Source organism: Janthinobacterium agaricidamnosum, assembly GCF_003667705.1.
Classification (GTDB): domain Bacteria; phylum Pseudomonadota; class Gammaproteobacteria; order Burkholderiales; family Burkholderiaceae_D; genus Janthinobacterium.
The window spans coordinates 5,534,731-5,559,085 of record NZ_CP033019.1 but is presented as its reverse complement, the minus strand read 5'-3'; the positions used below and the strand labels follow the sequence as shown (position 1 = coordinate 5,559,085).

Sequence of the window (24,355 nt, the reverse complement as noted above, 5' to 3'; positions counted from 1 at the left end):
ATGTTCGGTAATTTCGATTTCGATGTCATCTCCCGCTCGTGGGTCTATCTGTTCCAGACCGGCATGGTGTTTACCCTGAAACTGACGGCGCTGGCCATGGTGGGCGGCATCGTGCTGGGCACCTTGCTGGCGCTGATGCGCTTGTCCAGCAACCGCATCATCTCCGGCGTGGCGTCGAGCTACGTCAACCTGATACGCTCGATCCCGCTGGTGCTGGTGATCTTCTGGTTCTACTTCCTGGTGCCGTATATCGCCGCCTGGATCATCGGCGCCAACGAGCCCGTGAAAGTGGGCGCGTTTTCTTCCGCGCTGATCACCTTCATCATGTTCGAGGCGGCCTATTATTGCGAGATCATGCGCAGCGGCATACAGTCGATTCCCCGCGGCCAGGTGTGGGCGGGACAGGCGCTGGGCATGAACTACCGGCAAACCATGGGCAGCATCGTGCTGCCGCAAGCGTTCCGCAACATGATCCCCGTGCTGCTGACGCAAACCATCGTGCTGTTCCAGGACGTGTCGCTCGTGTACGTGCTGTCGATTCCCGATTTCGTCGGTGCCGCCTCGAAAATCGCGCAGCGCGACGGCCGCCTGGTGGAAATGTACGTGTTTGTCGCCGTCGTGTATTTCGTGCTGTGCTATGCCTTGTCGTTCCTGGTAAAACGCCTGCAGAAACGCGTCGCCATCATTCGCTAACCGTAAAAGAAAGAACAAGATGATTGAACTCAATAACGTCAGCAAATGGTATGGCCAGTTCCAGGTACTGACCGACTGCACCACCAACGTCGCCAAGGGTGACGTGATGGTCATTTGCGGCCCGTCCGGCTCCGGCAAGTCGACCCTGATCAAGACCGTCAACGGCCTGGAACCGATCCAGCAGGGGCGGATCATCGTCGACGGCATCACCGTCAACGATCCGAAAACGAATTTGTCGAAACTGCGCGCGCGCATCGGCATGGTGTTCCAGAATTTCGAGCTGTTCCCGCATCTGTCGATCCGCGAAAACCTCACCATCGGCCAGATCAAGGTGCTGGGCCGCAGCGCCGACGAAGCCAATGCCAAGGGCTTGAAATACCTGGACCGCGTGGGCCTGCTGTCGCAGCAGGACAAGTTCCCCGGCCAGCTGTCGGGCGGCCAGCAGCAGCGCGTGGCCATCGCCCGCGCGCTGTCGATGGACCCGATCGCCATGCTGTTTGACGAGCCGACATCGGCGCTCGACCCGGAGATGATCAACGAAGTGCTCGACGTGATGGTGGGCCTGGCGCAGGAAGGCATGACGATGATGGTCGTCACGCACGAAATGGGTTTTGCCCGGCGCGTGGCGAACCGCATCGTCTTCATGGACCAGGGCAAGATCATCGAGGATTGCAGCAAGGATGACTTCTTCAACACGACGCGCTCGGACCGCGCGCGCGATTTCCTCGCCAAGATCATCCATTAATTTTCCATCACCTTGAAGTTGAGTACGCATGCCTGACATGAAACACATCGCCGGCGCCATGCTGGCGCTGGGCTTGCTGGCCCATGCCCACGCGGCCGACAAGATCGCCGTCGACATCGCCCTGCGCGACGCCACCCTGATCGACGTTGCCGCCGGTAGCAGCGTCAACGGCAAGACCGTGCTGCTCAAGGGCGACAGCATCGTCGCCGTCGTCGATGACGCGCAGCTGCGCAGCTACGCGCCGAAGCGGACCATCCGCCTGCCCGGCAAATATCTGATGCCGGGTCTGTGGGACACGCACGTGCATTTCGGCGGCGGCCCGGAACTGATCGACGAGAACAAGCAGCTGCTGCCTTTGTACCTGGCACACGGCATCACCACGGTGCGCGACTGTTCGGGCGACTTGCCCGACACGGTGCTGGCATGGCGCCGGCAGATCAACGCGGGCCAGCTGGAAGGTCCGACGATCTTTACCTCTGGCGCCAAGCTCGAAGGCCTCAAGCCGCTGTGGAAGGGCACCATTGAAGTGGGCACGCCGCAGGAAGTGACGCGCGCGCTGGACGGCCTGCAGGCGCAGCAAGTGGACTTCGTGAAGATCACGGAAAACACCCTCAAGCCGGAGCTGTACCTGGAAGCCTTGCGCCAGGCGCGCGAACGGGGCATGCGCACCTCGGGCCATATCCCCGTGCAGCTCACGTTGGAGCAGATGGCCGATGCGGGCCTGGGCACGATCGAACATCAATCCTACCTGCTGCGTGCCACCACGCCGCGCGAACAGGAGCTGACGGATAAGGTGGCCGCCGGCACGATGACGGGCAAGGAGGCCATGCGCGAAAGCCTGCAAAGCTACGACGAGCCGACGGCGCGCAAGGCCTTCAGCTACCTGGCCGCGCGCGGCACGGCCATCGTGCCGACCCTGTGGGGTTCGCGCGTAACGGCGTATCTGGACCGCGAAGACCACACGCACGATCCTGCCCTGCAGTACATCGGCAAGGGCTTGCGCGCCACCTACGACTGGCGCGTGCAGCGCGCCGCCAAGGATGGCCCGGATGCGATCGCCCAGCGCCACGCGCAGTTCGAGCAATCGGCCAAGCTGCTGCCCATTTTGCAGCAGCAGGGCGTGAGCATCATCGCCGGCACCGATGCGGGCTTCTTGAATTCCTTCGACTATCCGGGCCAGGCCCTGCACGATGAAATCGGCCTGTATGTGCAGTACGGCCTGACGCCGCAGCAAGCCTTGCAGTCGGCCGTCATCAACGGTCCCCGCTTCCTGGGCAAGCTGGAGCGCTACGGCAGCGTGGCGGCCGGCAAGGCGGCCGACCTGCTGGTGCTCGACGCGAACCCGCTGCAGGACATCGGCGCCACGCGCCAGATCCGCCTGGTGGTCAGCCGTGGCCAGGTATACGACCGCGTCAAGCTGGACCAGATGCTGGCCGAGATCCGCGCCTGGGTGGCGAAGCAGGAGACTGCATCGGCCAAGTCCTGATGCTCTTCGTTCTTTTTTAGTAAAGACAAAGACGGCCGGTTGATACCGGCCGTTTTGCCGTCTCCCAGCCAGCATGCGCGGGCTCTCCCGGCCGGCGGGACGGTCCCGCGGCTGGTAAAATGGCGCTATCCGCAATGACCGCCTGAGAGCAGCCGCCATGTCCACACTCGATCACACCCCAGCCGCCGTTCCATCCTCCATCACCATCACCCGTCCGGATGACTGGCATTTGCACCTGCGCGACGGCGCCGTCATGGCCAGCGTGCTGCCGCACAGCGCGCGCCAGTTCGGCCGCGCCATCGTCATGCCGAACCTCAAACCCCCGGTTACCACCACGGCCGATGCCAGCGCCTACCGCGAGCGCATCCTGGCCGCCGTGCCGGAAGGCGTGAACTTCGATCCGCTGATGGTGCTGTACCTGACGAACAACACCTCGCCCGACGAAATCCGCCGCGCGCAGGACAGCGGCATCGTGCAAGCCGTGAAACTGTATCCGGCCGGCGCCACCACGAATTCCGACCTGGGCGTGACGGATTTGAAGAATTGCTACAAGGTGCTCGAAGTGATGCAGGAAGTGGGCATGCCCTTCCTCGTGCACGGCGAAGTGACGGATCCGGAAATCGACATTTTCGACCGCGAAGCCGTCTTCATCGAGCGCGTGATGCGCCCGCTGCGCAGCGCCTTCCCGGCACTGTCCGTCGTGTTCGAACACATCACCACCAAGGATGCGGCGCAGTACGTGGCCGAAGCGGAAGGCCCGATCGCCGCCACCATCACCGCGCACCATCTGCTATACAACCGCAACGAGATTTTCAAGGGCGGCATCCGCCCCCATTACTACTGCCTGCCCATCCTCAAGCGCGAAGAGCACCGTTTGGCGCTGATGACGGCCGCCGCCAGCGGCGACGAGCGCTTCTTCCTCGGCACGGATTCGGCGCCGCACGCGCAAGGCGCCAAGGAAATGGCTTGCGGCTGCGCCGGTTGCTATACGGCCCTGCACGCGATGGAAATGTATGCGGAAGCATTCGAACGGGCCGGCGCGCTCGATAAGCTCGAAGCGTTCGCCAGCTTCCACGGCCCGGCCTTCTACGGCGTGCCGCGCAACACGGACACCATCACCCTGCGTCGCGAAAGCTGGACCTTGCCGGCCTCGCTGCCGCTGGGCGACAGCCACGTCATTCCGCTTAACGCTGGCGAGCAGATCAACTGGAAAATGGTCTAAGCGTTCATGCTGCCATCGATAGACTGGACCCGCCCCTGGTTTGCCACGGTGCTGCCGGCGCGACGGCAGCTGGACCTGCAGCGCGACACGGTGATCGCGGCGCTGAACGGACGGGCGCGGGCGCTGGACTTGCGCAATCCGTCCGGCTTGCCGCTGGCCTTCGTGCCGCAAGCGGACCTGCCCGAAGGCGTGGCCTACGAGGAGTTCATCGGCGCCACGGGCGGCGTGCCCACGCGTGACAATCTGCACGACTTTTTCAATGCGCTCGTGTGGCTCACTTTCCCGCGCATCAAGCGGCAGTTGAATGCGCTGCAGGCGGCGCAGATCGCCCTGTCCGGCGTGGGAAAATCGCGCGGTCCCGCGCGCGACGGCGCGACGATTTTCGATGAAAATTCCGCCTTGCTGGTGCTGCGCGACAGCGATGCCGGACGCGCGCTCGAAACGGCACTGCGCGGACATGACTGGCGCAGCGCATTTATCGCGCAGCGCGCGAAGTTTGGCGCGGGCGGCGACGCCGAAGTCTGGCTGTTCGGCCACGCGCTGATGGAAAAACTGGTGGCGCCGCGCAAGGCCATTACGGCGCACACGCGCGTGATCTTTGCCGGCGACGCCTATTTCACGCTGGACGATGTCGCACGCCGCGCCTGGCTCGACGAGCGGGTGGCGCAAGACCTGGCGCAGCAAGGCCTCACGACGGCCGACTTCACGCCGCTGCCCGTGCTTGGTTTGCCTGGCTGGTGCGAAGGCCAGGACGACGATTTTTACAATGACGCGGCGGTGTTCCGCCCGAAGCGCAAGGCAGCTGGCGCAGAAAGAGAGTAGAGCATGGAGCATACCGTCCGCTGGGGCATCCTCGGCACCGGCAAGATCGCCCGCGCGATGGCCAATGGCTTGCGCGATGCACCCGGCGCTCAGCTGGTGGCGGTCGCCTCGCGCAGCGGCGCCGGCGCGCAAGCCTTCGGCACCGAATTCGGCATCGAACGCTGCCACGGTTCCTACCAGGCGCTGGCGGACGATCCTGGCGTGGACGTGATCTACATCGCTACGCCGCACACCTTGCATGCGGAAAATGCCCTGATGTGTCTGGCCGCCGGCAAGCACGTCGTGTGCGAAAAGCCGTTCACCATGAACGCGCGCGAAGCGCAGGCCGTGGTCGATATGGCGCGCGACAAGAAGCAGTTCTTGATGGAAGCCATGTGGAGCCGCTTTCTGCCCGCCGTGCAGGAAGCGCAGCGCATCATCGCCAGCGGCGAAATCGGCGTGCTGCGGCAAGTGCAGGCCGATATCGGTTTTGTCGCCCATTTCCCGCCCGAGCACCGCATGTTCAATCCCGAACTCGGTGGCGGCGCGCTGCTCGACGTGGGCATCTATCCGCTGTCGATGGCGGCCTTCTTCCTCGGCCCGGTATCGCAGCTGCAGGCGCTGGCCGAGATGGGCGCCACCGGCGTTGACGAACAGGTGGTGTTCTCGCTGCTGCACGCGGGCGGCGGCACCTCGTCCTGCGCCTGCAGCCTGCGCGCGCAGACGCCGACGGAAATGACCATTTCCGGCAGCCTGGGCCGCATCCGCCTGCCCAGCCGTTTTTACAAGCCCGATCAGCTGATCGTCGAAGCGATGGATGGCGCATGCCGCGTCGTCGCCGCGCCGCATCTGGGCAACGGCTACGCGCACGAGGCGATCGAAGCGATGCGCTGCATCCGCGCCGGCCTGCTGGAAAGCCCCGTCATGCCGCACGCCGACAGCGTGGCGCTGATGCACAACCTTGACACCATGCGCGGCCAGATCGGCCTCGTCTACCAAGCCGACCAGGCGAGAACAGGAACCCCATGACATCGCACGCATCGCGTCCCAGCCTGAAAACCGTCCTCATCGCCAGCGGCGTCGTGCTGACCCTTGCGATGGGCGTGCGCCACGGCCTGGGCTTCTGGATGCAGCCGATCTCGCAAGCGAACGGCTGGACGCGCGAAACGTATTCGCTGGCGCTGGCCATGCAAAACCTGATGTGGGGCGTCTTCGGCCCGTTCGCCGGCATGGCGGCAGACCGTTTCGGCACCATGCGCGTCGTCATCGTCGGCGCCATCAGCTACATGGCCGGCCTCGTGTGGATGGCGCTCGTGACGCAGCCCACGCTGTTCATCGTCGGCTCGGGCATCTTCATCGGTCTGGCGCTGGCCTGCACGGCCTTTGGCGCCATCAGCGGCATCATCGGCCGCAGCGCGCCGCCCGAGCAGCGCTCGTGGGCCTTCGGCATTTCGTCGGCGGCCGGCTCGTTCGGCCAGTTCCTGATGATGCCGGTCGAGCAGCAGCTGATCTCCGCCGTGGGCTGGCAAAACGCCTTTTATGTGCTGGCCGCGCTGGTGCTGCTGGCCATGATCCCGATGGCCTTCTACCTGCGCGAGCCGCCCGTCTCGCACGCCAGCGGCCCGCAGCAAAGCATCGGTGCCGCCTTCAGCGAAGCCATCGCCAGCCGTTCGTTCTGGCTGCTGCTGGCCGGCTATTTTGTCTGCGGTTTCCAGCTGGTCTTCATCGGCGTGCACTTGCCGGCCTACCTGAAGGACCAGGGCCTGATGAACCCGAACATCGCCGTCACGGCGCTGGCCCTGATCGGCCTGTTCAACATCGTCGGCTCCTACTATGCGGGCAAACTCGGTGGCAAGATCGCCAAGCGCTACCTGCTGTCGGCCATCTACGTGACGCGCGCCGTGGTCATCACCGTGTTCCTGCTGGCGCCATTGTCGGCATGGTCCGTGTACCTGTTCGCCGCCGGCATGGGCGTGCTGTGGCTGTCGACCGTGCCGCTGACGAACGGCATCATCGCCGGCATCTTCGGCGTCAAGCATTTGTCGATGCTGGCCGGGATGGTGTTCTTCTCGCACCAGGTGGGCAGTTTCCTCGGCGCGTGGCTGGGCGGCTACCTGTACGAGCACCAGGGCAGTTACCACATCGTGTGGATGATCACCATCGGCCTGGGCTTGCTGGCCGCGCTGATCAACCTGCCCATCGACGAGCGCGCCGTCAAGCGCGTGGCGGTGGCCGCGTAATGGCCAGCTGGCGCACATGGCTATGGCGCCTGGCCGGCGCTGCGCTGCTGGGTCTCGTCTTCCTGGCCTATCTGCGCCCCGACTTCATGCTCGACCTGGCGAACCGCTTCTGGATGTGCATGTAGGCTGCGCGGGCGCAATGTAGTTTGCGAAAAGTCGGATTACGCTACGCTAATCCGACCTACCCGGCCTGCCGCCGCGCATATCGCGTAGGTCGGATTAGGCCGAAGGCCGTAATCCGACAACACCCGAAAATAAACAATACCAACGGCGCTTAGGCCGAAGGCCGTAATCCGACAACACCCCGAAATAAGCAATACCGATGACGCTTAGGCCGCAGGCCGTAATCCGACAACACCCCGAAATAAGCAATACCGATGACGTTCAGGCCGCAGGCCGTAATCCGGCAACACCCGAAACCATGCGATATCGACGCGCATTCCAGCCTGGCGGCAGCTTTTTCTTCACAGTGGTGACGGCACACCGCCGGCCCGTCTTTACTTCGGAAATTGCCGTGGCTTTGCTCAGGGACGCTTTCCGCGCCGTGCGCCAGAAGCGGCCATTCGCTATCGACGCCATCGTCATCTTGCCCGATCACCTGCACTGCATCTGGACCCTGCCTGAAGGCGATGCCGATTTCATGACGCGCTGGCGCTTGATCAAGACGAGGTTCAGCAAGCGCTGCGATCTTGAAAATGTCTGGCAGCAGCGGTATTGGGAGCATGTCTTGCGCGATGAGCGCGACTTCGCCAAGCATGTCGATTACATCCATTACAACCCCGTCAAGCATGGTCTTGTGAGCAAAGCCATCGATTGGCCGTATTCCAGTTTTCACCGGTATGTAAAGCAGGGATGGTGTGCTGCGGATTGGGGCGGCGATGGTGTGGATGTGGCGGGTGTTGGGCGGGAGTAGGCGGGGTCAACAATGTTGTCGGATTACGCTACGCTAATCCGACCTACCGTTTGTGTCATGAGTAGGTCGGATTAGCGCAAAGCGCGTAATCCGACATGCAATGTAAGACCTACACCTTCAAAAATTCCTCTTTCCCACCCAGCCAGCGCGCCAGGTGCGCTTCCACGGTGGCTGCGGCGGCCGCCGTGGTGGCGTGCAGCAGGTCGTGCGCCACGTCGCGGGCCTGGTCGACCAGCCATTGGTCCGTTTCCAGGTCGGCGAAGCGCAGCATGGCCTGGCCGGACTGGCGCGCGCCGAGGAATTCTCCGGGTCCGCGGATTTCCAGGTCGCGGCGGGCAATTTCAAAACCGTCCGTCGTCTCGCGCATGGTCATCAAGCGCTGGCGCGCCACGCCGCCCAGCGGTCCCTGGTACAGCAGCAGGCAGACGCTGGCTGCCGAGCCGCGGCCCACGCGGCCGCGCAGCTGGTGCAGCTGCGACAGGCCGAAACGCTCGGCGTGCTCGATCACCATCAGCGAAGCGTTCGGCACGTCGACACCCACCTCGATGACGGTGGTGGCCACCAGCACGTGGATATGGCCGGCGATGAAAGCGTCCATCACTTCCTGTTTTTCCGCCGGTTTCAGGCGGCCGTGCACGAGGCCCACCTGCAGCGCGGGCAAGGCATCGGCCAGCATCATGTAGGTATCGGTGGCCGTCTGCAGCTGCAGCGCTTCCGATTCCTCTATCAGCGGGCAGACCCAGTACACCTGCCGGCCTTCCAGCGCGGCTGCGTAGACGCGGGCGATGACTTCGTCGCGCCGGTTCTGGTCGATGGCGCGCGTGACGATGGGGCTGCGGCCGGGCGGCAGCTCGTCGATCACCGACACTTCCAGGTCGGCGTAATACGTCATGGCCAGGGTGCGCGGGATGGGCGTGGCCGACATCATCAGCTGGTGCGGCACGGCCGCGCTGTCGCCCTTGTTGCGCAGGGTCAGGCGCTGGCCCACGCCGAAGCGGTGCTGCTCGTCGACGATCACCAGGCCCAGTTTGGCAAACAGCACGTTATCCTGGATCAGCGCATGCGTGCCGATCACCAGCTGCGCTTCGCCCGATTCGATCAGGGCCAGCGCCGCCGTCTTTTCCTTTTTCTTCAGGCTACCCGTCAGCCACGCCACCTTCACGCCCAGCGGTTCCATCCAGGCGGCGATCTTGCGGAAGTGCTGCTCGGCCAAAATCTCCGTGGGCGCCATCAGCGCGGCCTGGTAGCCGCTGTCGATCGCCTGCGTGGCGGATAACGCCGCCACGACCGTCTTGCCGCTGCCGACGTCGCCCTGCAGCAAGCGCTGCATCGGATACGGCTGGCGCAGGTCAGCGCGGATTTCCTCGAGCACGCGCGCCTGTGCGCCCGTCAGCTTGAAGGGCAGGGCGGCGCCGAAAGCGTTCGACAAATTGCCGACGATGGGCAGGGACGCCGCGCCCTTCGAGCGGCGCGCGCGCTGGGCGCGTTTCAGCGACAGTTGCTGCGCCAGCAGTTCATCGAACTTCATGCGCACCCAGGCCGGGTGCGAGCGGTCCATCAGCGCGCTTTCATCGATATCCTGCGGCGGGTAGTGCAAGAGGTGCACGGCGGCGCGGAACGGCGACAGCTGCATCTCGCGCAGCAGATGATCGGGCAAGGTGTCCTGCCAGTCGATGCGGCGCATGGCGTCCGCGATTTCGCGCCGCAGCACGTGCTGCGACAGGCCTTCACCGGACGGATACACGGGCGTGAGCGCCGTGGGCAGCGGCGCGCCTTCGTTAACCACCTTGTACGTCGGGTGCACCATCTCGGCGCCGAAAAAGCCGTGCTTGAGTTCGGCGCGCGCGCGCACGCGCGTGCCTTCGGCCAGCTGCTTGACCTGGCTGCCGTAGAAATTCATGAAGCGCAGCAGCAAATTGCCCGTTTCGTCGGCGATCGTCACCAGCAGCTGCTTGCGCGGCTTGAAATTGACTTCGCACTTGGTGACGATGCCTTCCACTTGCCACGACTCGCCGCCGCGCAGGCAGGCGTCGCGTATCGTGTAGACCTTGGTTTCGTCCTCGTAGCGCATCGGCAGGTGCAGCACCAGGTCCATATCCGTGCGCAAGCCCAGTTTGGCCAGCCGGCTTTCCGTGCTGACCACTTTTTTGGCGGCTTTCGGCTTCGCGGCCGGCTTGGCTGAGGGCGGAAGATCGGGCTTGGGATCGGACATATGCAAGGTTTTGGTGCCGCTAGCGTAAAATAGAGGGTTGTCCGGCACACCCTGTGCGTACCGCAGTCGTAGTTGCTGCGGCGGATTATTGTAATGCCTGTATAGGCGCACAGTATAGTGCCAGATGTTCCATTGCGCACTCCTAATCATTTTTGACGTACTTTTGAAGCAAAACGCATGTATTCGCTTTCCGATTTCGATTTTAATTTGCCGCAAGAAAACATTGCGCAAACTCCGTTGGCCGAGCGCAGCGCCTCGCGCCTGTTGCATCTGGACGGCGAGACCGTGGTCGACCGCCAGTTCGCCGACATCGTAGGACAGCTAGCCGCGGGCGACCTGCTGGTGATGAACGATACGCGCGTGCTCAAGGCGCGCTTTTTTGGCGTCAAGGAAAGCGGCGGCAAGATCGAGGCGCTGGTCGAGCGCGTGCTCGACGACCGCACCGTGCTGGCCCAGGTGCGCGCGTCGAAGTCGCCGCCGCCCGGTTGCCGCATCCGCCTGGCCGACGCCTTTGACGTGACGGTCGGCCAGCGCGCCGGCGAATTCTTTACCTTGCACTTCGAGGCCGACGTGTTCGAGCTGATCGAGGCGCATGGCCGCTTGCCGCTGCCGCCCTACATCGAGCACGATGCGGACGAATTCGACGAAACGCGCTACCAGACGGTCTTCAACAAGGTGCCGGGCGCTGTCGCCGCGCCGACGGCGGGCCTGCATTTCGACCAGGCCCTGCTCGACCAGTTGAAGGCCAAGGGCGTCAACTTTGCCTATGTGACCCTGCACGTGGGCGCCGGCACCTTCCAGCCCGTGCGCACGGAAGTGCTGGCCGAACACAAGATGCATACCGAGTGGTACACCATGCCGCAGGAAACCGTCGACGCCGTGCGCGCCGCGCAGCAGGCCGGGCGCGACGTGGTCGCCGTCGGCACGACCAGCCTGCGCGCGCTGGAATCGGCCTCGCAAAGCGGCCAGCTGGTGGCGGGCAGCGCCGATACGGCCCTGTTCATCACGCCCGGCTATGCCTTTAAAACGGTGACGCGCCTGATTACCAACTTCCATTTGCCGAAGTCGACCCTGCTGATGCTGGTGTCGGCCTTTGCCGGCTATGAGCCGATCCGCAACGCCTACGCGCATGCGATCGCGCAGAACTACCGTTTCTTCAGCTATGGCGATGCGATGCTGCTCACCACGCAATCGCGCGCCGCACTGAACCTTGATACTCCCGTGAAAGACTGACCATGCTGGAATTTACATTACTCAAGACCGACACGAGCGGCCTGACCAAGGCACGCCGCGGCACCTTGAAACTCAACCATGGTGTCGTGCAGACGCCGATCTTCATGCCAGTGGGCACTTACGGCTCGGTGAAAGCCATGTCGCCGCTGGAACTCAACGAGATCGACGCGCAGATTATCCTGGGCAACACTTTTCACCTGTGGTTGCGTCCAGGCAACACCGTCATGGAAAAATTCGGCGGCTTGCACGGTTTCATGGGCTGGAACAAGCCGATCCTGACGGATTCGGGCGGCTTCCAGGTGTTTTCGCTGGGCGCCATGCGCAAGATCACGGAAGAGGGCGTGCATTTCAATTCGCCCATCAACGGCGATAAGCTGTTCCTCTCGCCGGAAGTGTCGATGCAGGTGCAGCGCGTCTTGAATTCCGATATCGTCATGCAGTTCGACGAATGCACGCCGTACGAAATTCAGGGCCGCCCGGCCACGATCGAGGAAGCGGCCAAGTCCATGCGCATGTCCTTGCGCTGGGCGCAGCGCTCGAAGGATGAGTTCCACCGCGGCGAAAACCCGAATGCGCTGTTTGGCATCGTGCAGGGCGGCATGTTCGAAATGCTGCGCGACGAGTCGCTGGCCAAGCTCGAAGAGATCGACTTCCCCGGCATCGCCATCGGCGGCCTGTCCGTCGGCGAGCCGAAGGAAGACATGATGCGCATGCTGGCCCACGTGGGCCCGCGCCTGCCGGCCAACAAGCCCCATTACCTGATGGGCGTGGGCACGCCGGAAGACCTGGTGGCGGGCGTGTCGAACGGCATCGACATGTTTGACTGCGTCATGCCGACGCGTAACGCCCGCAATGGCTGGCTGTTCACCCGTTTTGGCGACATCAAGATCAAAAATGCCAAGTACAAGGAAGACCAGGCGCCGCTGGACGAAACCTGCAGCTGCTACGCTTGCCGCAACTTCTCGCGCGCCTACCTGCACCATCTGCACCGCTCCAAGGAAATCCTCGGCGCGCGCCTCAATACCATCCACAACCTGCATTACTACCTGGACCTGATGCGCCAGATGCGCGAAGCGCTCGATGAAGACCGTTTCCACGCTTTTACGCTGCAATTCCATGCGGAACGCGCACGCGGAACTTAAGAAAACCTTAGCTTGCGCCCTGGCGGCAGCATGGCCGGAAGTTTTGTGTATTGGTGCTTGGACGGGGGCGAGAAAGCATTGCATAATGCCTTTTTAGCCCCATTTGAAGCTGCCATGCCTGCAATTGGGGGCTTGGCGGATTGCCAATGCTAGAATACAGCGCTATTTTTTCAAACTGATTAGAACTGGAGTCACCGTGTTTTTCATTTCCAACGCTTATGCGCAAGCCCCAACCGACGCCCTGGGCCTCGGCGGCAACCTGACCAGCTTCCTGCCGCTGGTATTGATGTTCGTGGTCATGTATTTCCTGATGATCCGTCCACAGCAAAAACGCGCCAAAGAACAACGGGCGATGATGGACGCGCTGGCCAAGGGTGACGAAGTCGTCACCGCCGGCGGTATGCTGGGCCGTGTTGTCAAGGTAGTGGACGCTTACGTCACCATCGAAGTGGCGACCGGCACCGAAATCACGGTGCAAAAGAGCTCCATTACCACCTTGCTGCCTAAAGGCACCCTGAAGGCGCTGTAATTCCTCGCTGTCATTGCCCCGGCAATGATTGAACGGGGCGGCTACCCGCCGCCCCTCGCGACGCCTCCGACGCTCAACACTGAACGCTGAATCAATATGAATCGCTATCCTGCCTGGAAATACATCATCATCGTCGTCGCCTTATTGCTGGGCGCACTTTATACGGCACCCAATTATTTCGGTGAGTCACCGGCGCTGCAAGTAACCAGCGGCAAGTCGACCGTCAAGGTGACGGGCGAGCTGATGACGCAAGTCGAGCAAATATTGACGAAAGAGAACGTCAAGTCGGAAGGTGTCACCATGGATGGCGCCGGCAACCTCGCCTCCGTGCGCGTGCGTTTCGCCGATCCCGATACTCAGTTCAAGGCGAAACTGGTGCTGGAAAAGGACCTCAATCCCGATGCCAGCGACCCCGCGTACATCGTGACGGTCAACCTGCAAGCCAATACCCCGATGTGGATGCAAAAATTGCATGCCTTGCCCATGTTCCTGGGCCTGGACTTGCGCGGCGGCGTGCACTTCCTGATGCAGGTCGATGCAAAAGCAGTATTGAACAAGAAAGTCCAGGGCGTCCAGTCCGCCGCGCGTAGCGTGTTGCGTGACAAAAATATCCGCCATGCGGGCATCGAGCGCGTGGGCGACAGCGTGCAGATCAACTTCCGCGACGCGGAAACGCGCCTGAAGGCAAAAAATGTGCTGTCCGACCAGATGTCGGAACTGGCGTTCGCCGATGCGGGCGAAGGCAGCGATTTGAAATTGAACATCACCCTGAAGCCGGCCGCCCTGAAGGCGACCATCGACGAAGGCGTAAAACAGAATATCTCCACCCTGTCCAAGCGCGTCAACGAGCTGGGCGTGGCCGAGCCGCTGATCCAGCAGCAAGGTCCCGACCGCATCGTGGTGCAACTGCCTGGCGTGCAGGACGTGGCCCGCGCGAAAGCCATCATCGGCCGCACGGCGACGCTGGAAGTGCGCCTGGTCGATGAAACCATCGTGCCTGGCACCGAACTGTCGAGCGCCATCCCGTTCAACTCGGAACTGTTCACCGTCGGCAAGGGCGTCCCTGTCGTGCTGGCGAAAGACGTGATCCTGACGGGCGACTATATCTCCAGCGCCACGGCCAGCTTCGACCAGAACCAGCAAGCGGCCGTGTCGATCGACCTGAACGGCGACGGCGGACGCAAGATGCGCGAAGCGACGCGCGAACGCGTGGGCAAGCGCATGGCCATCGTGCTGTTTGAAAAGGGCAAGCCGGAAGTGCTGTCGGTGGCGACCATCCAGCAGGAACTCGGTTCGCGCTTCCAGATCACGGGCATGGGCGGCGCGGAAAACGCGAATGAACTGGCGCTGCTGCTGCGCTCGGGAGCCCTGTCCGCACCGATGACCGTCATCGAGGAACGCACGATCGGACCGCAGCTGGGCGCGGAAAACATCGCCAAGGGCTTCCACTCGACCTTGTACGGCTTCATCGCCATCGCCATCTTCATGATCGCCTACTACATGCTGTTCGGCGCCTTCAGCGTGCTGGCCCTGGCCACCAACCTGCTGTTGCTGGTCGGCTTGCTGTCGATGATCCAGGTGACCTTGACCTTGCCAGGTATCGCCGCTATCGCGCTGGCGCTGGGCATGGCGATTGACGCCAACGTGCTGATCAATGAACGTATCCGTGAAGAGCTGCGCGCCGGCAATACGCCGCAAGCGGCGATCGCCGCCGGCTTCGACCGTGCCTGGGCCACGATTCTGGACTCGAACGTGACCACCCTGATCGTCGGCCTGGCGCTGCTGGCCTTCGGCAGCGGTCCCGTGCGCGGCTTCGCTGTCGTGCATTGCCTGGGCATCCTGACCTCGATGTTCTCCTCCGTGTTCGTGTCGCGCGGCGTGGTCAACCTCTGGTATGGCCGCAAGAAAAAGCTGACGACCTTGTCGATCGGCACGGTGTGGGTGCCGGGCACCAGCAAATAAGCGACGGCCCAGCCTTACCCAATAGCGACAACAGCGATCGCGTCCGGTGGCACAGCTGCCGGACGCACAGAATAGAACTCAGAGGATTTCATGGAATTTTTCCGGATTAAAAAAGATATTCCCTTCATGCGCCATGCGTTGATTTTCAACGTGATTTCGGCCGTGACCTTCCTTGCCGCCGTCTTCTTCCTGGTGCACAAGGGCTTGCACCTGTCCGTCGAATTCAAGGGCGGCACGCTGATGGAGGTGAAATACCCGAAGGCGGCCAATCTTGAAGGCATACGCGGCACCCTGATCGCCATGGGCTATGAAGAGCCGGGCGTGACCAGCTTCGATACGGCGCGCGACGTGATGATCCGCCTGCCGGTGGAAAATGGCGTCAGCGCCGCAAATACCTCGCAGCGCGTGTTCGAATCGCTGTGCAAGGCCGAGCAGGGCACGACCAAGGCCATCGACACCGTCACCGCCAAGGGCGAACATGTGCTCAAGAGCGCGTGCATGGACACCGCCGGCAATGAAGCGGTGGTACTGCAGAAGGTTGAATTCGTCGGCCCGCAAGTGGGCGAGGAACTGGCGCAGAACGGCTTGAACGCGCTGGTGGTGGTGATTATCGGCGTGATGATCTACCTGGCCATCCGCTTCGAATGGAAATACGCTGTCTCGGCCATTATCGCCAACTTGCATGACGTGGTGATCATCCTGGGCTTCTTCGCCTTCTTCGAATGGGAATTCTCGCTGACGGTGCTGGCGGCGATCCTGGCGGTGCTCGGCTATTCCGTCAACGAATCGGTGGTGATCTTTGACCGTATCCGCGAAAACTTCCGCAAGCAGCGCAAGGCTTCCGTGCATGAAGTGATCGACAACGCGATCACCAGCACCATTTCACGTACCATCATCACCCACGGCTCGACCCAGATGATGGTGCTGTCGATGCTGGTCTTCGGCGGCCAGACCCTGCACCACTTTGCACTGGCGCTGACCATCGGTATCTGCTTCGGTATTTATTCGTCCGTGTTCGTCGCTGCCTCGATCGCCATGTGGCTGGGCGTCAAGCGCGAAGACTTGATCAAGCCGATCAAGGAAAAAGACGAAACCGACGGCGCCGTGGTGTAAGCGCAGGTTTTTTGCAGGTCGAATGAGGAACGATCACCGTTTGCGGTGGTCGTTTTTTTTATGGTGGATGACAATGAAGCGTTTGATAGTGATGGGCATCATGGCAGGCATCGGCACATTGGCCAGTGCCGCGCAATTGAGCCGCGCGGACAGCGGCGCCATCGCCCTGCGCGGCCCGATTGCCGAGGGCGACGTGGACAAGCTGCGGCTGCTGGCTGTGCCGGGGACGACGCTGTTGCGCGTCAATAGCGAGGGTGGCGATGCGCTGGCGGCCATGCAGCTGGGCCGCTATCTGCGCCGGCAGCAATGGGATATTGCCATCGACACCGTGTGCGCGGGCAGCTGCGCCCTGTATGTCTTCCCGGCGGCTTACCGCAAGCACATTCCCGCAGACGCCGTGCTGGCGCTGCAGGAATCGGCTTTCCTGCGTGCGCAGGCGAGCCCGGCACAGATGCGCCGCACCCTGGCCGAGGCGGGCGTGGCGGCTGAGGACATCGGCAGTGAAACGGCGGCACTGGCGGCCCGATTGGCCGACACGGCGGCGCAGGAAGCGGCGTTTGCCGCGGAACTGGGCATTGCTCCCGCCTTTTACCGCGATTTTCCGCAAGTGGCGGCGCAGGCCGAGAGCGTGCGCCGGCGCTTTCCCGACCAGGAGGCCGCCGTCCACTGGTGGCCGGCCGCCGCCCGCCTGCAGCGCTGCTACGGCATCGCCGGCGTGGACGAGGGCGCGCGCGCGGTTCGCCTGGCGCCCGACGGTTATCTGTACGTGCCGGCCCTGTCGGCCCTCGTCATGGGCGACCAGGCCTTGCAGGACTGTCCATGAGCCGCAGCGGCCGCTTGTTCCTGCTGATGGACGCCATGCGCGCCAGGCGCGTGCCCGTCACGGCGGCCCAGCTGGCGCAGCAGCTCGGTGTTTCCGAGCGCACGATCTACCGCGATATCCAGACCCTGGCCGAACTGGGCGCGCCCCTGCAGGGCGAGGCGGGCATCGGCTATGTGCTGCGCCGCGGCGCCTTCCTGCCGCCGCTGATGTTCGGTGCCGATGAGCTGGAAGCGCTGGTGCTGGGCGCGCGCTGGGTGCGCCGGCAGGGCGATGCGGGCCTGGCGCAGGCGGCCAGCAATGCCCTGGCCAAGATCGCGGCCGCCTCGCCGCGCGATTTGCGCGACAGCATGGCCGAGACCAGCCTGTGGGTGCCGCTGGGCCGTCCCGCCGATGGCACGCAGCCGGCCGACCCGGCCGACCGGTATGTGCAGCCCGTGCGCGAGGCGATCCGCTACGAACAGAAACTCACGCTCGCCTATCAGGATGAGTATGGCAGCGCCACCTCGCGCACGGTGTGGCCGTTTGCCCTGGCCTTTTTCGAAGGCAAGCGTCTGCTGGCCGCCTGGTGCGAGCTGCGCGGCGATTACCGGCATTTCCGCATCGACCGCATCGCCAGCGTGCAGCAGCATGAGGAGCGCTATCCCACGCGCCGCCACGCCTTGCTCGATACCTGGCGCAAGGCCCACGATATCGATCCCGAATCCTGATATTCGCTCCTGACAAAAACTGTCAGTGCCCGGCCCTACGATGGTGGCTTCTTCACTCACCGGAGCCATTTACCATGCGCCTGTATCACCACCCCATGTCCTCGAATGCCCGCCGTGCCCTGATGACGGCGATCCACCTCGGCCTGTCTCTGGAGCTGGCCGAAGTCGACCTGATGAATGCGGACGACCGCCGCCGCCTGGCTGAACTGAACCCGAACGGCAAGGTGCCCGTGCTGGCCGACGGCGCTTTCCTGCTGTGGGAATCGTGCGCCATCATGCAATACCTGGCCGAGCAGGTGCCGGGCCAGACGCTTTATCCGCAGGCGCCGCAAGCGCGCGCCGACGTCAACCGCTGGCTGTTCTGGGCCGCGCAGCACTTCGCGCCCGCCATCAGCGTGCTGGCCTGGGAGCGCGCCTGGAAAGGCATGACGGGCAATGGTCCGGCGGACCCGCTGGAAGAGGCGCGCGGCGAGCGCGATCTGCATGAATGCGCCGTCGTGCTGGACGCGCATCTGGCGGCGCGCAATTGGCTCAGCGGAGACGATGTGACCCTGGCCGATTTCGCCGTGGCCGCGCCCCTGATGTACAGCGAGGCCGTGCGGCTGCCGCTGGCGCAGTACCGGCATATCGAGGCGTGGTTCGCCCGCGTGCGGCAGCTGCGTGCCTGGCAGGAAACGGAGGTGGAACTGGTGCCGGGATAATGTGCGCGCTAAGTGTGTCAACGCACGGAGCCCGCGCGGCGTACCGCATAAGATAGGGCTGTCTCTTTCAGGACATCCCTAGCTTTGGACTTTACCCGCTTTCGAGCGGGTTTTTTTTTTGAATAGCGGCTTGATAAATTGATAATCGCTGCACAGATGGGACACATCCCACTTCCAGCAGGTACGCCATGTTCATGCCACGCCATCCGAAACCCCTGTTGAGTACGAAGGCGGTTGCCACGCAGGTCGTCCAGCAGAAGCAGGGGACGCAGCCCATGGACAAGCATGTGCTGATCGTCGAGACGGTCAAGCCGGCGGCACCGCCGCCAGCGGGCAAGAAGCCTGCAGGCTAGTGCACGAGCACCTTCAGCAGCGACTGCACTTCATCGTCCGATTCTTCCATGATGCTCGACAAGGTTGCATCGTCGCCGATCAGGCAATCGATGCTGCGCGCGGCGCGCGCTGCCCGTACGGCAATGGCGGCCGGGCTTTCGTTGAGGGGCGACGAGACGGGCGCCAGATCATTTGCCAGCAGCAGGGTGTCGCCCAATGATTCGGGCGGGATGGCGCGCAAGCCCTCCCACAGCGCATCGATGGCGCCCCGCACCGCTTCCGGCACCTTCAGTTTGGCCAGGACGCCGTGGCCGATGGCCTGTTCGCCATGTTCGACCCAGTCCTCGGGTTCGCCATCGAGGATGCCGGGGAATTCGGCCGCGCGCGACAGCAGATAAAACCCGCCCACTTCATGCATGATGCCGGCAAACAGGGCCGTATCGGGATCGACCCTGGTGACGCGGCGGGCCAGCACCTGCGACAGGGCCGCCACATGGGCCGTATGTTCCCATAGCTGGTTGGCCTTCGCCTGCAGCGCGGGATCGGTGATGGTGCTGCCCAGCTGGCGCACGATCAGCGATGCCACCACCGATTGCAAGGTACGCACGCCGAGCCGCTGCACGGCGTTGCGCACGCTGGTGATTTCATTGCCGGAACGGTTGAACGCCGCCGAATTGGCAATGGCCACCGTGCGCGCGGCCAGCAGCGGGTCTGCCTGCACCAGCTTGGCGGCGGCCTCGATATGGCAGTCGGGATCGGACAGCGCCTCTTGCAGCTTGAGCGAAGCGTCCACATTGGCAGGAAAGGTCAGCTCGCCACGAGCGGCTTGTGCGGCGATGCTTTTAAAGGCGTCGAGTCTGTTCATTGAAAAATTATACTCGCAATATTTCCGTACGGAACTTTTTAACCATGATCTTTTCGCAAACAGCTTAGCAAAAGGCAAGCAAAGCCCCGTAAACGGAAAAAGGCATGCCTATATTGTTGACATGCCTTTTTTTAACGACAGCGATCGTCACAGCGCTGGACAGGATCATTGCGAGCGGATGGGATTTGTGGCTAAGAAGCGCAACCGTACTTTAGTACGGGGGCGCCGAGCCGGTGAGCATCGCAGGCCGCAAAGCGCACCGCGCAGCAGGTTTTGTTACGCGTTGTTAGAGAGATTCGCTGAAGATCGCGTCGCAGCCTTCCACCAGCTCGTCGCTGTCTTCCAGTTCATCGGTCAAGCCCAGGTCGAACAGTTCTTCGACGGCATTCATGAAGCTGTTGTGCTTGGTGGCGCCGATCAGGCGGTAGATTTCGCCGTCTTCGTTGCGCACGCCGATGATCAGTTTTTCCTGGCGCACCAGTTCCGGCGTGCTGGCGTTGAGCAGCAGGTTGCCGATGATGTGTTTATCGAAATGTGCGGGCTTTTTGCCTTCGAGCAGTGTGGTTTTCAACTTGGTTTCCTTTGTCTTGTTTGAATGTCTGTGCTTGGTGAATGGTCAGCCGTGGCCGTTGGCGATGGCGTGCTTCAAGCCCGCCAGGGTAGTTTCCAACTGCATGAAATCGTCTTCGGTATAGCCGTCGAACAGCTGTTGGCCCTGCTTGGTCAGCTTGGGGAACACGTCATGGAACACCTGTTCGCCCTCGCAGCTCAGGCGCACATAATAGGAACGCTTGTCGCGTGGACAACGTTCGCGTATCACCAGCCCCTTTTGTTCCAGCCGGTCCACCACGCCCGTCAAAGTCCCCTTGGTAATCAGGGTTTTCTGGCCCAGTTCCTTGTAGGACATGCCGCAGGTGTTGCCGAGCGTGGCAATGATGTCGAATTGCGCATGCGTCAAGCCGTACTGGCGCACGAAGTCGCTAGAAAACCGCTCGAAGCCTTGCATGCATTCGGCCAGCAGCCGGATACTTTTTAAATATCGTTCACCCATGGCAGTGATTATATCCTTCCGCTCCGCTTTTTTCCGCCGCGCCAGGATGCGCCCTTGCATGAGGGGCTCGATGGGGCGGAAGTCCGGTATCATGTGGGCAACTCAGCCCTTGCCCCGATCCCGCCCGCCGATGTCCTTCGCTAATCTTTCCCGTATCGGCCTCGACAAACCGTTGCGTTTGCTGCTGGTGCATGCCGGCGATGCCGAGTCGATCACGTGGGCCGGCCTGGTGCAGCCGCTGCGCCTGTGCGCGCGGGCGCTGGGGCCGCAGGCGTTCCAGCTGGACGTGCGCACGCCGGAACAGGTGGCGGCGCAGGGCGGCCACTGGCATATCGCGCTGCTGGTGGCCGATGAAACGCAGGCGCCGCTGCGCAACGAGCTGTGCCGGGCCGTGATCGAGCGCTGCCGCTCGGCGCCGTTCTGGGGCGGCGTGGGGGCGGGCGTGCTGTGGCTGGCCGACGCGGGCGTCATGGATGGCGTGCGCATCGCCTTGCCGTGGGCCTTGTATGCCGATGCGGAAGCGAAGGCGGAACGGGCCATCCTGACGCCGCATTTGTTCGACATCGACGGCCCGCACATCACCTGCTGCGGCGGCGCGGCCAGCATCGACTTTTCGCTGACCCTGATCGAAACCATCTTTGGCGCCGACGTCCAGGCGCTCGTCAAGGAAGCCTTGTGCGTGGACAAGGTGCGCGGCAAGGAAGAACGCCAGCGCGTGGCCCTGCAGGCGCGCTTCGGCGTGTTGCAGCCGAAACTGTCCGAAGCGGTGACCTTGATGGAAGCCAATATCGAGGAGCCGCTGTCGACGGACGACATCGCCAGCCTGGTGGGCCTGTCGCGGCGCCAGCTGGAGCGGCTGTTCAAGCAATACCTGGGCAGCCTGCCGTCGCGCTACTACCTGGAACTGCGCCTGCAGCGCTCACGGCAACTGTTGCTTGATACACATTATTCCATCGTGCAAGTAGGCCTGATGTGCGGCTTTTCCTCCGGCTCGCACTTTTCCACGGCGTTCGGCACCCTGTTTGGCAATACACCGCGCGAAGAGCGGCAAAGGAAGCTCATGCCCCCGGTTTGATTAAGGCAAGCCCGGCTGTGATGAATTGTGAAAATCCTTGTCGCAGATTCAAAAGAGTTTTAGCATCCCGCTTTTTATAATGCAGTACACACGTAGCTGTCGTAGCTGCGGAGTACCTAACATATTGATGGGGAAATGCTATGAATGCCAAGCTTGATTCGACCGTAACGGCTCGTCCAGTCACCCGGGAAACCTTTGACCAGGTCCTCGTTCCTACCTACGCTCCTGCAGCCATGGTGCCCGTGCGCGGTTCCGGACTGGATCTGTGGGACCAGTCAGGCAAGCATTACCTCGATTTCACCTCCGGCATCGCCGTCAACAGCCTGGGCCACTGCCATCCGGCCCTGGTCGACGTGCTGACCAAGCAAATCAATAATTTGTGGCATTTGGGCAACGGCTATACGAACGAGCCTGTGCTGCGCCTGGCGCTGGCCCTGACGGAAGCGACCTTCGCCGACCGCGCCTTCTTCTGCAACTCGGGCGCGGAAGCCAACGAAGCGGCCCTGAAACTGGCGCGCAAGTACGCGCACACCAAGTTCGGCGCGCACAAGTCGCGCATCATCTCGTGCTTCAGCTCTTTCCACGGTCGCACCCTGTTTACGGTGTCCGTCGGCGGCCAGGCCAAGTACACGGAAGGCTTCGAGCCGCTGCCGCCGTCGATCGACCACATCGCCTACAACGACATCGAAGCGGCGCGCGCCGCCATCGGCGATGACGTGTGCGCCGTGATCGTCGAGCCGGTACAAGGCGAAGGCGGCGTGGTGCCGGGCAATCCGGAATTCCTCAAGGAGCTGCGCGCCCTGTGCGACAAGACCGGCGCCCTCTTGATTTTCGACGAAGTCCAGAGCGGCATGGGCCGCACTGGCGCGTTGTTCGCCTACATGGGCTACGGCGTCACGCCGGACATCCTGACGGCCGCCAAGGCGCTGGGCAACGGCTACCCGATCGGTGCCATGCTGACCACGAATGAACTGGCGCAAACGCTGGCCGTCGGCACCCACGGCACCACCTATGGCGGCAATCCGCTGGCCGCCACCGTGGCCCTGACCGTGCTCGACACGATCAACACGCCAGCGTTCCTGGCGCGCGTGAAAGAAGCGAGCGTCAACACCATCGCCATGCTGCAAGGCTTGATTACGGATTACCCGCAAGTGTTCTCCATCGTGCGCGGCAGCGGTTTGCTGCTGGGCCTGGTAGTCAGCGATGCCTTCAAGGGCCGCGCGAAAGACATCCAGAAAGCGGCCGAAGCGCAAGGCTTGATGGTGCTGATCGCCGGCATGGACGTGGTGCGCCTGGCACCGGCCCTGATCGTCTCGGACGAGCAGATTGCCGAAGCGGGCCGCTTGCTGCGCGCCGCCATCGACGGCATGCTGAAAGCCTGAGGCTAGCCTCGCTCCCTGTTTGATCACCGGCCCGCCGCTTTGCTGCGGGCCGGCTTGGTTCTGCCCCCAGCATCGTCAGCATTGAAGGAGTACCCATGTATGTTGTCCGTCCGGTAGAAATTGCGGATATTGCAGCCCTCGAAGCGCTGGCCGCGGTAACCATGCCGGGTGTCCATACCCTGCCGAAGACGCGCGAGAAAATCGCCGCCTCCGTCGAGCGCTCCATTGCCTCGTTTGCCGCCCATGTCGACATCCCCAGCGAAGAGTCGTACCTCTTCGTGCTTGAATCCCTGCTCGACAAGAGCATTGCCGGCACGGCCGCCATCTTCGCCTCGGCCGGCTCGAACGGCACTTATTTTTCCTTTCGCAACGACGTCATCCAGCAAGTCTCGCGCGACCTGAACATCAGCCACAGCGTGCATGCGCTGACCCTGTGTTCCGAGTTGACGGCGTACTCGCAGCTGTCCGGCTTCTTTGTGCGCAATATGGAGCAGGCGGGCCTGGAAGCGGCCCTGCTGTCGCGCGCGCGGCTGCTGTTCGCCGTGCTGGCGCCGCACCGCTTCGGTGACCGCTTCTTCGTGCCGCTGGCCGGCATCACCGACGCCAACGGCCAGTCGCCGTTCTGGGATGCGCTGGGCCGCAAGTTCTTCCAGATGGATTTCCTCGATGCCGAAAAAGTCATCGGCGGTGCACGCAACCGCACCCTGATCGTCGAACTGATGCCGCACTACCCCGTGTACGTGCCGCTGCTGCCCGGCGACGCGCAGGCGGCCATGGGCCAGATCCACCCGAGCGGCGAACTGGCGTTCAATCTGCTGACGGAAGAAGGCTTTGAAGCCGACGATTACATCGACATCTTCGATGGCGGCCCGATCCTGCAGGCGCACAAGCATGCGCTGCGCTCGTTTACGGGCTCGCTCACGCGCCGCGTCGTCGCAGGCGTCACGCCCAGCCGCACGGGCCTGAAAGTCAATTATGCGGTCGCTTCCGGCGCCGAGCGCAATTTCCGCGCCGTGACCTTTGCCTGCGATGCGCTCGAAGCGCAGGACAGCATCGGCTTGCCGGCCGACCTGCTCGAGGCGCTGGCCGTGGCCGAAGGCGACAGCGTCATTTGCGTGCGTATCTAA

25 protein-coding genes are annotated in these 24,355 nt (G+C 62.9%); 21 read left to right on the top strand and 4 right to left on the bottom strand.

Annotation, left to right across the window (positions count from 1 at the left end):
* From D9M09_RS25170 to D9M09_RS25135, 9 genes are all read left to right on the top strand, one after another.
* Nucleotides 1-693 (top strand): amino acid ABC transporter permease, encoded by a 693-nt coding sequence (locus D9M09_RS25170; RefSeq protein ID WP_070220707.1) that lies wholly within the window; start codon nt 1-3, stop codon nt 691-693.
* Nucleotides 694-712: 19 nt separating this feature from the next.
* A complete protein-coding gene (locus D9M09_RS25165; RefSeq protein WP_070220705.1) occupies nt 713-1,438 on the top strand; it encodes an amino acid ABC transporter ATP-binding protein in 726 nt (241 codons plus the stop codon).
* A gap of 28 nt (nt 1,439-1,466) precedes the next feature.
* A complete protein-coding gene (locus D9M09_RS25160; RefSeq protein WP_099411289.1) occupies nt 1,467-2,924 on the top strand; it encodes an amidohydrolase family protein in 1,458 nt (485 codons plus the stop codon).
* A 157-nt stretch (nt 2,925-3,081) separates the two neighbouring features.
* Nucleotides 3,082-4,146, top strand: coding sequence for a dihydroorotase (gene pyrC, locus D9M09_RS25155; RefSeq protein ID WP_121670645.1), 1,065 nt, complete (start codon nt 3,082-3,084; stop codon nt 4,144-4,146).
* A gap of 6 nt (nt 4,147-4,152) precedes the next feature.
* A complete protein-coding gene (locus D9M09_RS25150) occupies nt 4,153-4,968 on the top strand; it encodes a DUF3025 domain-containing protein (RefSeq protein ID WP_070311532.1) in 816 nt (271 codons plus the stop codon).
* 3 nt (nt 4,969-4,971) lie between these two features.
* Nucleotides 4,972-5,976, top strand: coding sequence for a Gfo/Idh/MocA family protein (locus D9M09_RS25145; RefSeq protein ID WP_070311531.1), 1,005 nt, complete (start codon nt 4,972-4,974; stop codon nt 5,974-5,976).
* Nucleotides 5,973-7,187 carry an MFS transporter gene (locus D9M09_RS25140; protein WP_070311530.1) on the top strand — a complete coding sequence of 405 codons (1,215 nt, stop codon included), beginning with the start codon at nt 5,973-5,975 and terminating at the stop codon, nt 7,185-7,187. Before D9M09_RS25145 ends, D9M09_RS25140 begins: the two co-directional genes overlap by 4 nt.
* Nucleotides 7,187-7,312 (top strand): hypothetical protein, encoded by a 126-nt coding sequence (locus D9M09_RS30020; protein ID WP_256267217.1) that lies wholly within the window; start codon nt 7,187-7,189, stop codon nt 7,310-7,312. The genes D9M09_RS25140 and D9M09_RS30020 overlap by 1 nt, the downstream gene beginning before the upstream one ends.
* Nucleotides 7,313-7,509: 197 nt before the next feature.
* Nucleotides 7,510-8,100: an REP-associated tyrosine transposase gene (locus tag D9M09_RS25135; protein WP_240453471.1), complete on the top strand. Its 591-nt coding sequence runs from the start codon at nt 7,510-7,512 to the stop codon at nt 8,098-8,100.
* Nucleotides 8,101-8,209: 109 nt separating this feature from the next.
* Here D9M09_RS25135 and recG read toward each other — a convergent pair whose 3' ends face one another.
* On the bottom strand, nt 8,210-10,312 hold the full coding sequence (gene recG, locus D9M09_RS25130; RefSeq protein WP_121670644.1) for an ATP-dependent DNA helicase RecG: 2,103 nt from the start codon (nt 10,310-10,312) through the stop codon (nt 8,210-8,212).
* Between the two features lie 177 nt (nt 10,313-10,489).
* Here recG and queA point away from each other — a divergent pair, with 177 nt between their 5' ends.
* The 9 genes from queA to D9M09_RS29260 all read left to right on the top strand — a co-directional run bounded on the left by queA (nt 10,490) and on the right by D9M09_RS29260 (nt 18,875).
* Nucleotides 10,490-11,545 (top strand): tRNA preQ1(34) S-adenosylmethionine ribosyltransferase-isomerase QueA, encoded by a 1,056-nt coding sequence (gene queA, locus D9M09_RS25125; protein ID WP_070220691.1) that lies wholly within the window; start codon nt 10,490-10,492, stop codon nt 11,543-11,545.
* Between the two features lie 2 nt (nt 11,546-11,547).
* Nucleotides 11,548-12,687 (top strand): tRNA guanosine(34) transglycosylase Tgt, encoded by a 1,140-nt coding sequence (tgt, locus tag D9M09_RS25120; protein WP_034745502.1) that lies wholly within the window; start codon nt 11,548-11,550, stop codon nt 12,685-12,687.
* A gap of 196 nt (nt 12,688-12,883) precedes the next feature.
* The gene (gene yajC, locus D9M09_RS25115) at nt 12,884-13,216 is read left to right on the top strand and encodes a preprotein translocase subunit YajC (RefSeq protein ID WP_034745505.1); all 333 of its coding nucleotides are present in this window, start codon (nt 12,884-12,886) and stop codon (nt 13,214-13,216) included.
* Between the two features lie 96 nt (nt 13,217-13,312).
* Nucleotides 13,313-15,178 carry a protein translocase subunit SecD gene (gene secD, locus D9M09_RS25110; RefSeq protein ID WP_070220688.1) on the top strand — a complete coding sequence of 622 codons (1,866 nt, stop codon included), beginning with the start codon at nt 13,313-13,315 and terminating at the stop codon, nt 15,176-15,178.
* 90 nt (nt 15,179-15,268) lie between these two features.
* Nucleotides 15,269-16,291, top strand: a complete 1,023-nt coding sequence (secF, locus tag D9M09_RS25105) for a protein translocase subunit SecF (protein ID WP_070220687.1) — start codon at nt 15,269-15,271, stop codon at nt 16,289-16,291.
* 73 nt (nt 16,292-16,364) lie between these two features.
* The gene (locus D9M09_RS25100) at nt 16,365-17,114 is read left to right on the top strand and encodes a hypothetical protein (protein ID WP_139143577.1); all 750 of its coding nucleotides are present in this window, start codon (nt 16,365-16,367) and stop codon (nt 17,112-17,114) included.
* Nucleotides 17,111-17,821 (top strand): helix-turn-helix transcriptional regulator, encoded by a 711-nt coding sequence (locus D9M09_RS25095; RefSeq protein ID WP_070220685.1) that lies wholly within the window; start codon nt 17,111-17,113, stop codon nt 17,819-17,821. Before D9M09_RS25100 ends, D9M09_RS25095 begins: the two co-directional genes overlap by 4 nt.
* A gap of 74 nt (nt 17,822-17,895) precedes the next feature.
* A complete protein-coding gene (locus D9M09_RS25090; protein ID WP_121670643.1) occupies nt 17,896-18,522 on the top strand; it encodes a glutathione S-transferase family protein in 627 nt (208 codons plus the stop codon).
* A gap of 188 nt (nt 18,523-18,710) precedes the next feature.
* A complete protein-coding gene (locus D9M09_RS29260; protein ID WP_162995790.1) occupies nt 18,711-18,875 on the top strand; it encodes a hypothetical protein in 165 nt (54 codons plus the stop codon).
* Here the strand turns inward: D9M09_RS29260 and D9M09_RS25085 are convergent.
* The 3 genes from D9M09_RS25085 to D9M09_RS25075 form a co-directional block, all read right to left on the bottom strand.
* Nucleotides 18,872-19,720 carry an HDOD domain-containing protein gene (locus tag D9M09_RS25085; RefSeq protein ID WP_070220681.1) on the bottom strand — a complete coding sequence of 283 codons (849 nt, stop codon included), beginning with the start codon at nt 19,718-19,720 and terminating at the stop codon, nt 18,872-18,874. The two genes, D9M09_RS29260 and D9M09_RS25085, sit on opposite strands and share 4 nt — an antisense overlap.
* Nucleotides 19,721-20,006: 286 nt before the next feature.
* On the bottom strand, nt 20,007-20,291 hold the full coding sequence (locus D9M09_RS25080; RefSeq protein WP_070290811.1) for a hypothetical protein: 285 nt from the start codon (nt 20,289-20,291) through the stop codon (nt 20,007-20,009).
* Nucleotides 20,292-20,336: 45 nt separating this feature from the next.
* Complete coding sequence (locus D9M09_RS25075) at nt 20,337-20,771, bottom strand: MarR family winged helix-turn-helix transcriptional regulator (protein WP_070220677.1); 435 nt, start codon at nt 20,769-20,771, stop codon at nt 20,337-20,339.
* A gap of 130 nt (nt 20,772-20,901) precedes the next feature.
* Here D9M09_RS25075 and D9M09_RS25070 point away from each other — a divergent pair, with 130 nt between their 5' ends.
* From D9M09_RS25070 to D9M09_RS25060, 3 genes are all read left to right on the top strand, one after another.
* Nucleotides 20,902-21,846: a GlxA family transcriptional regulator gene (locus D9M09_RS25070; RefSeq protein ID WP_121670642.1), complete on the top strand. Its 945-nt coding sequence runs from the start codon at nt 20,902-20,904 to the stop codon at nt 21,844-21,846.
* Between the two features lie 140 nt (nt 21,847-21,986).
* Entirely contained in the window at nt 21,987-23,228 is a 1,242-nt protein-coding gene (gene astC / locus D9M09_RS25065; RefSeq protein ID WP_070220673.1) for an acetylornithine/succinylornithine family transaminase, read from the top strand.
* 95 nt (nt 23,229-23,323) lie between these two features.
* Nucleotides 23,324-24,355 (top strand): arginine N-succinyltransferase, encoded by a 1,032-nt coding sequence (locus D9M09_RS25060; protein ID WP_070220671.1) that lies wholly within the window; start codon nt 23,324-23,326, stop codon nt 24,353-24,355.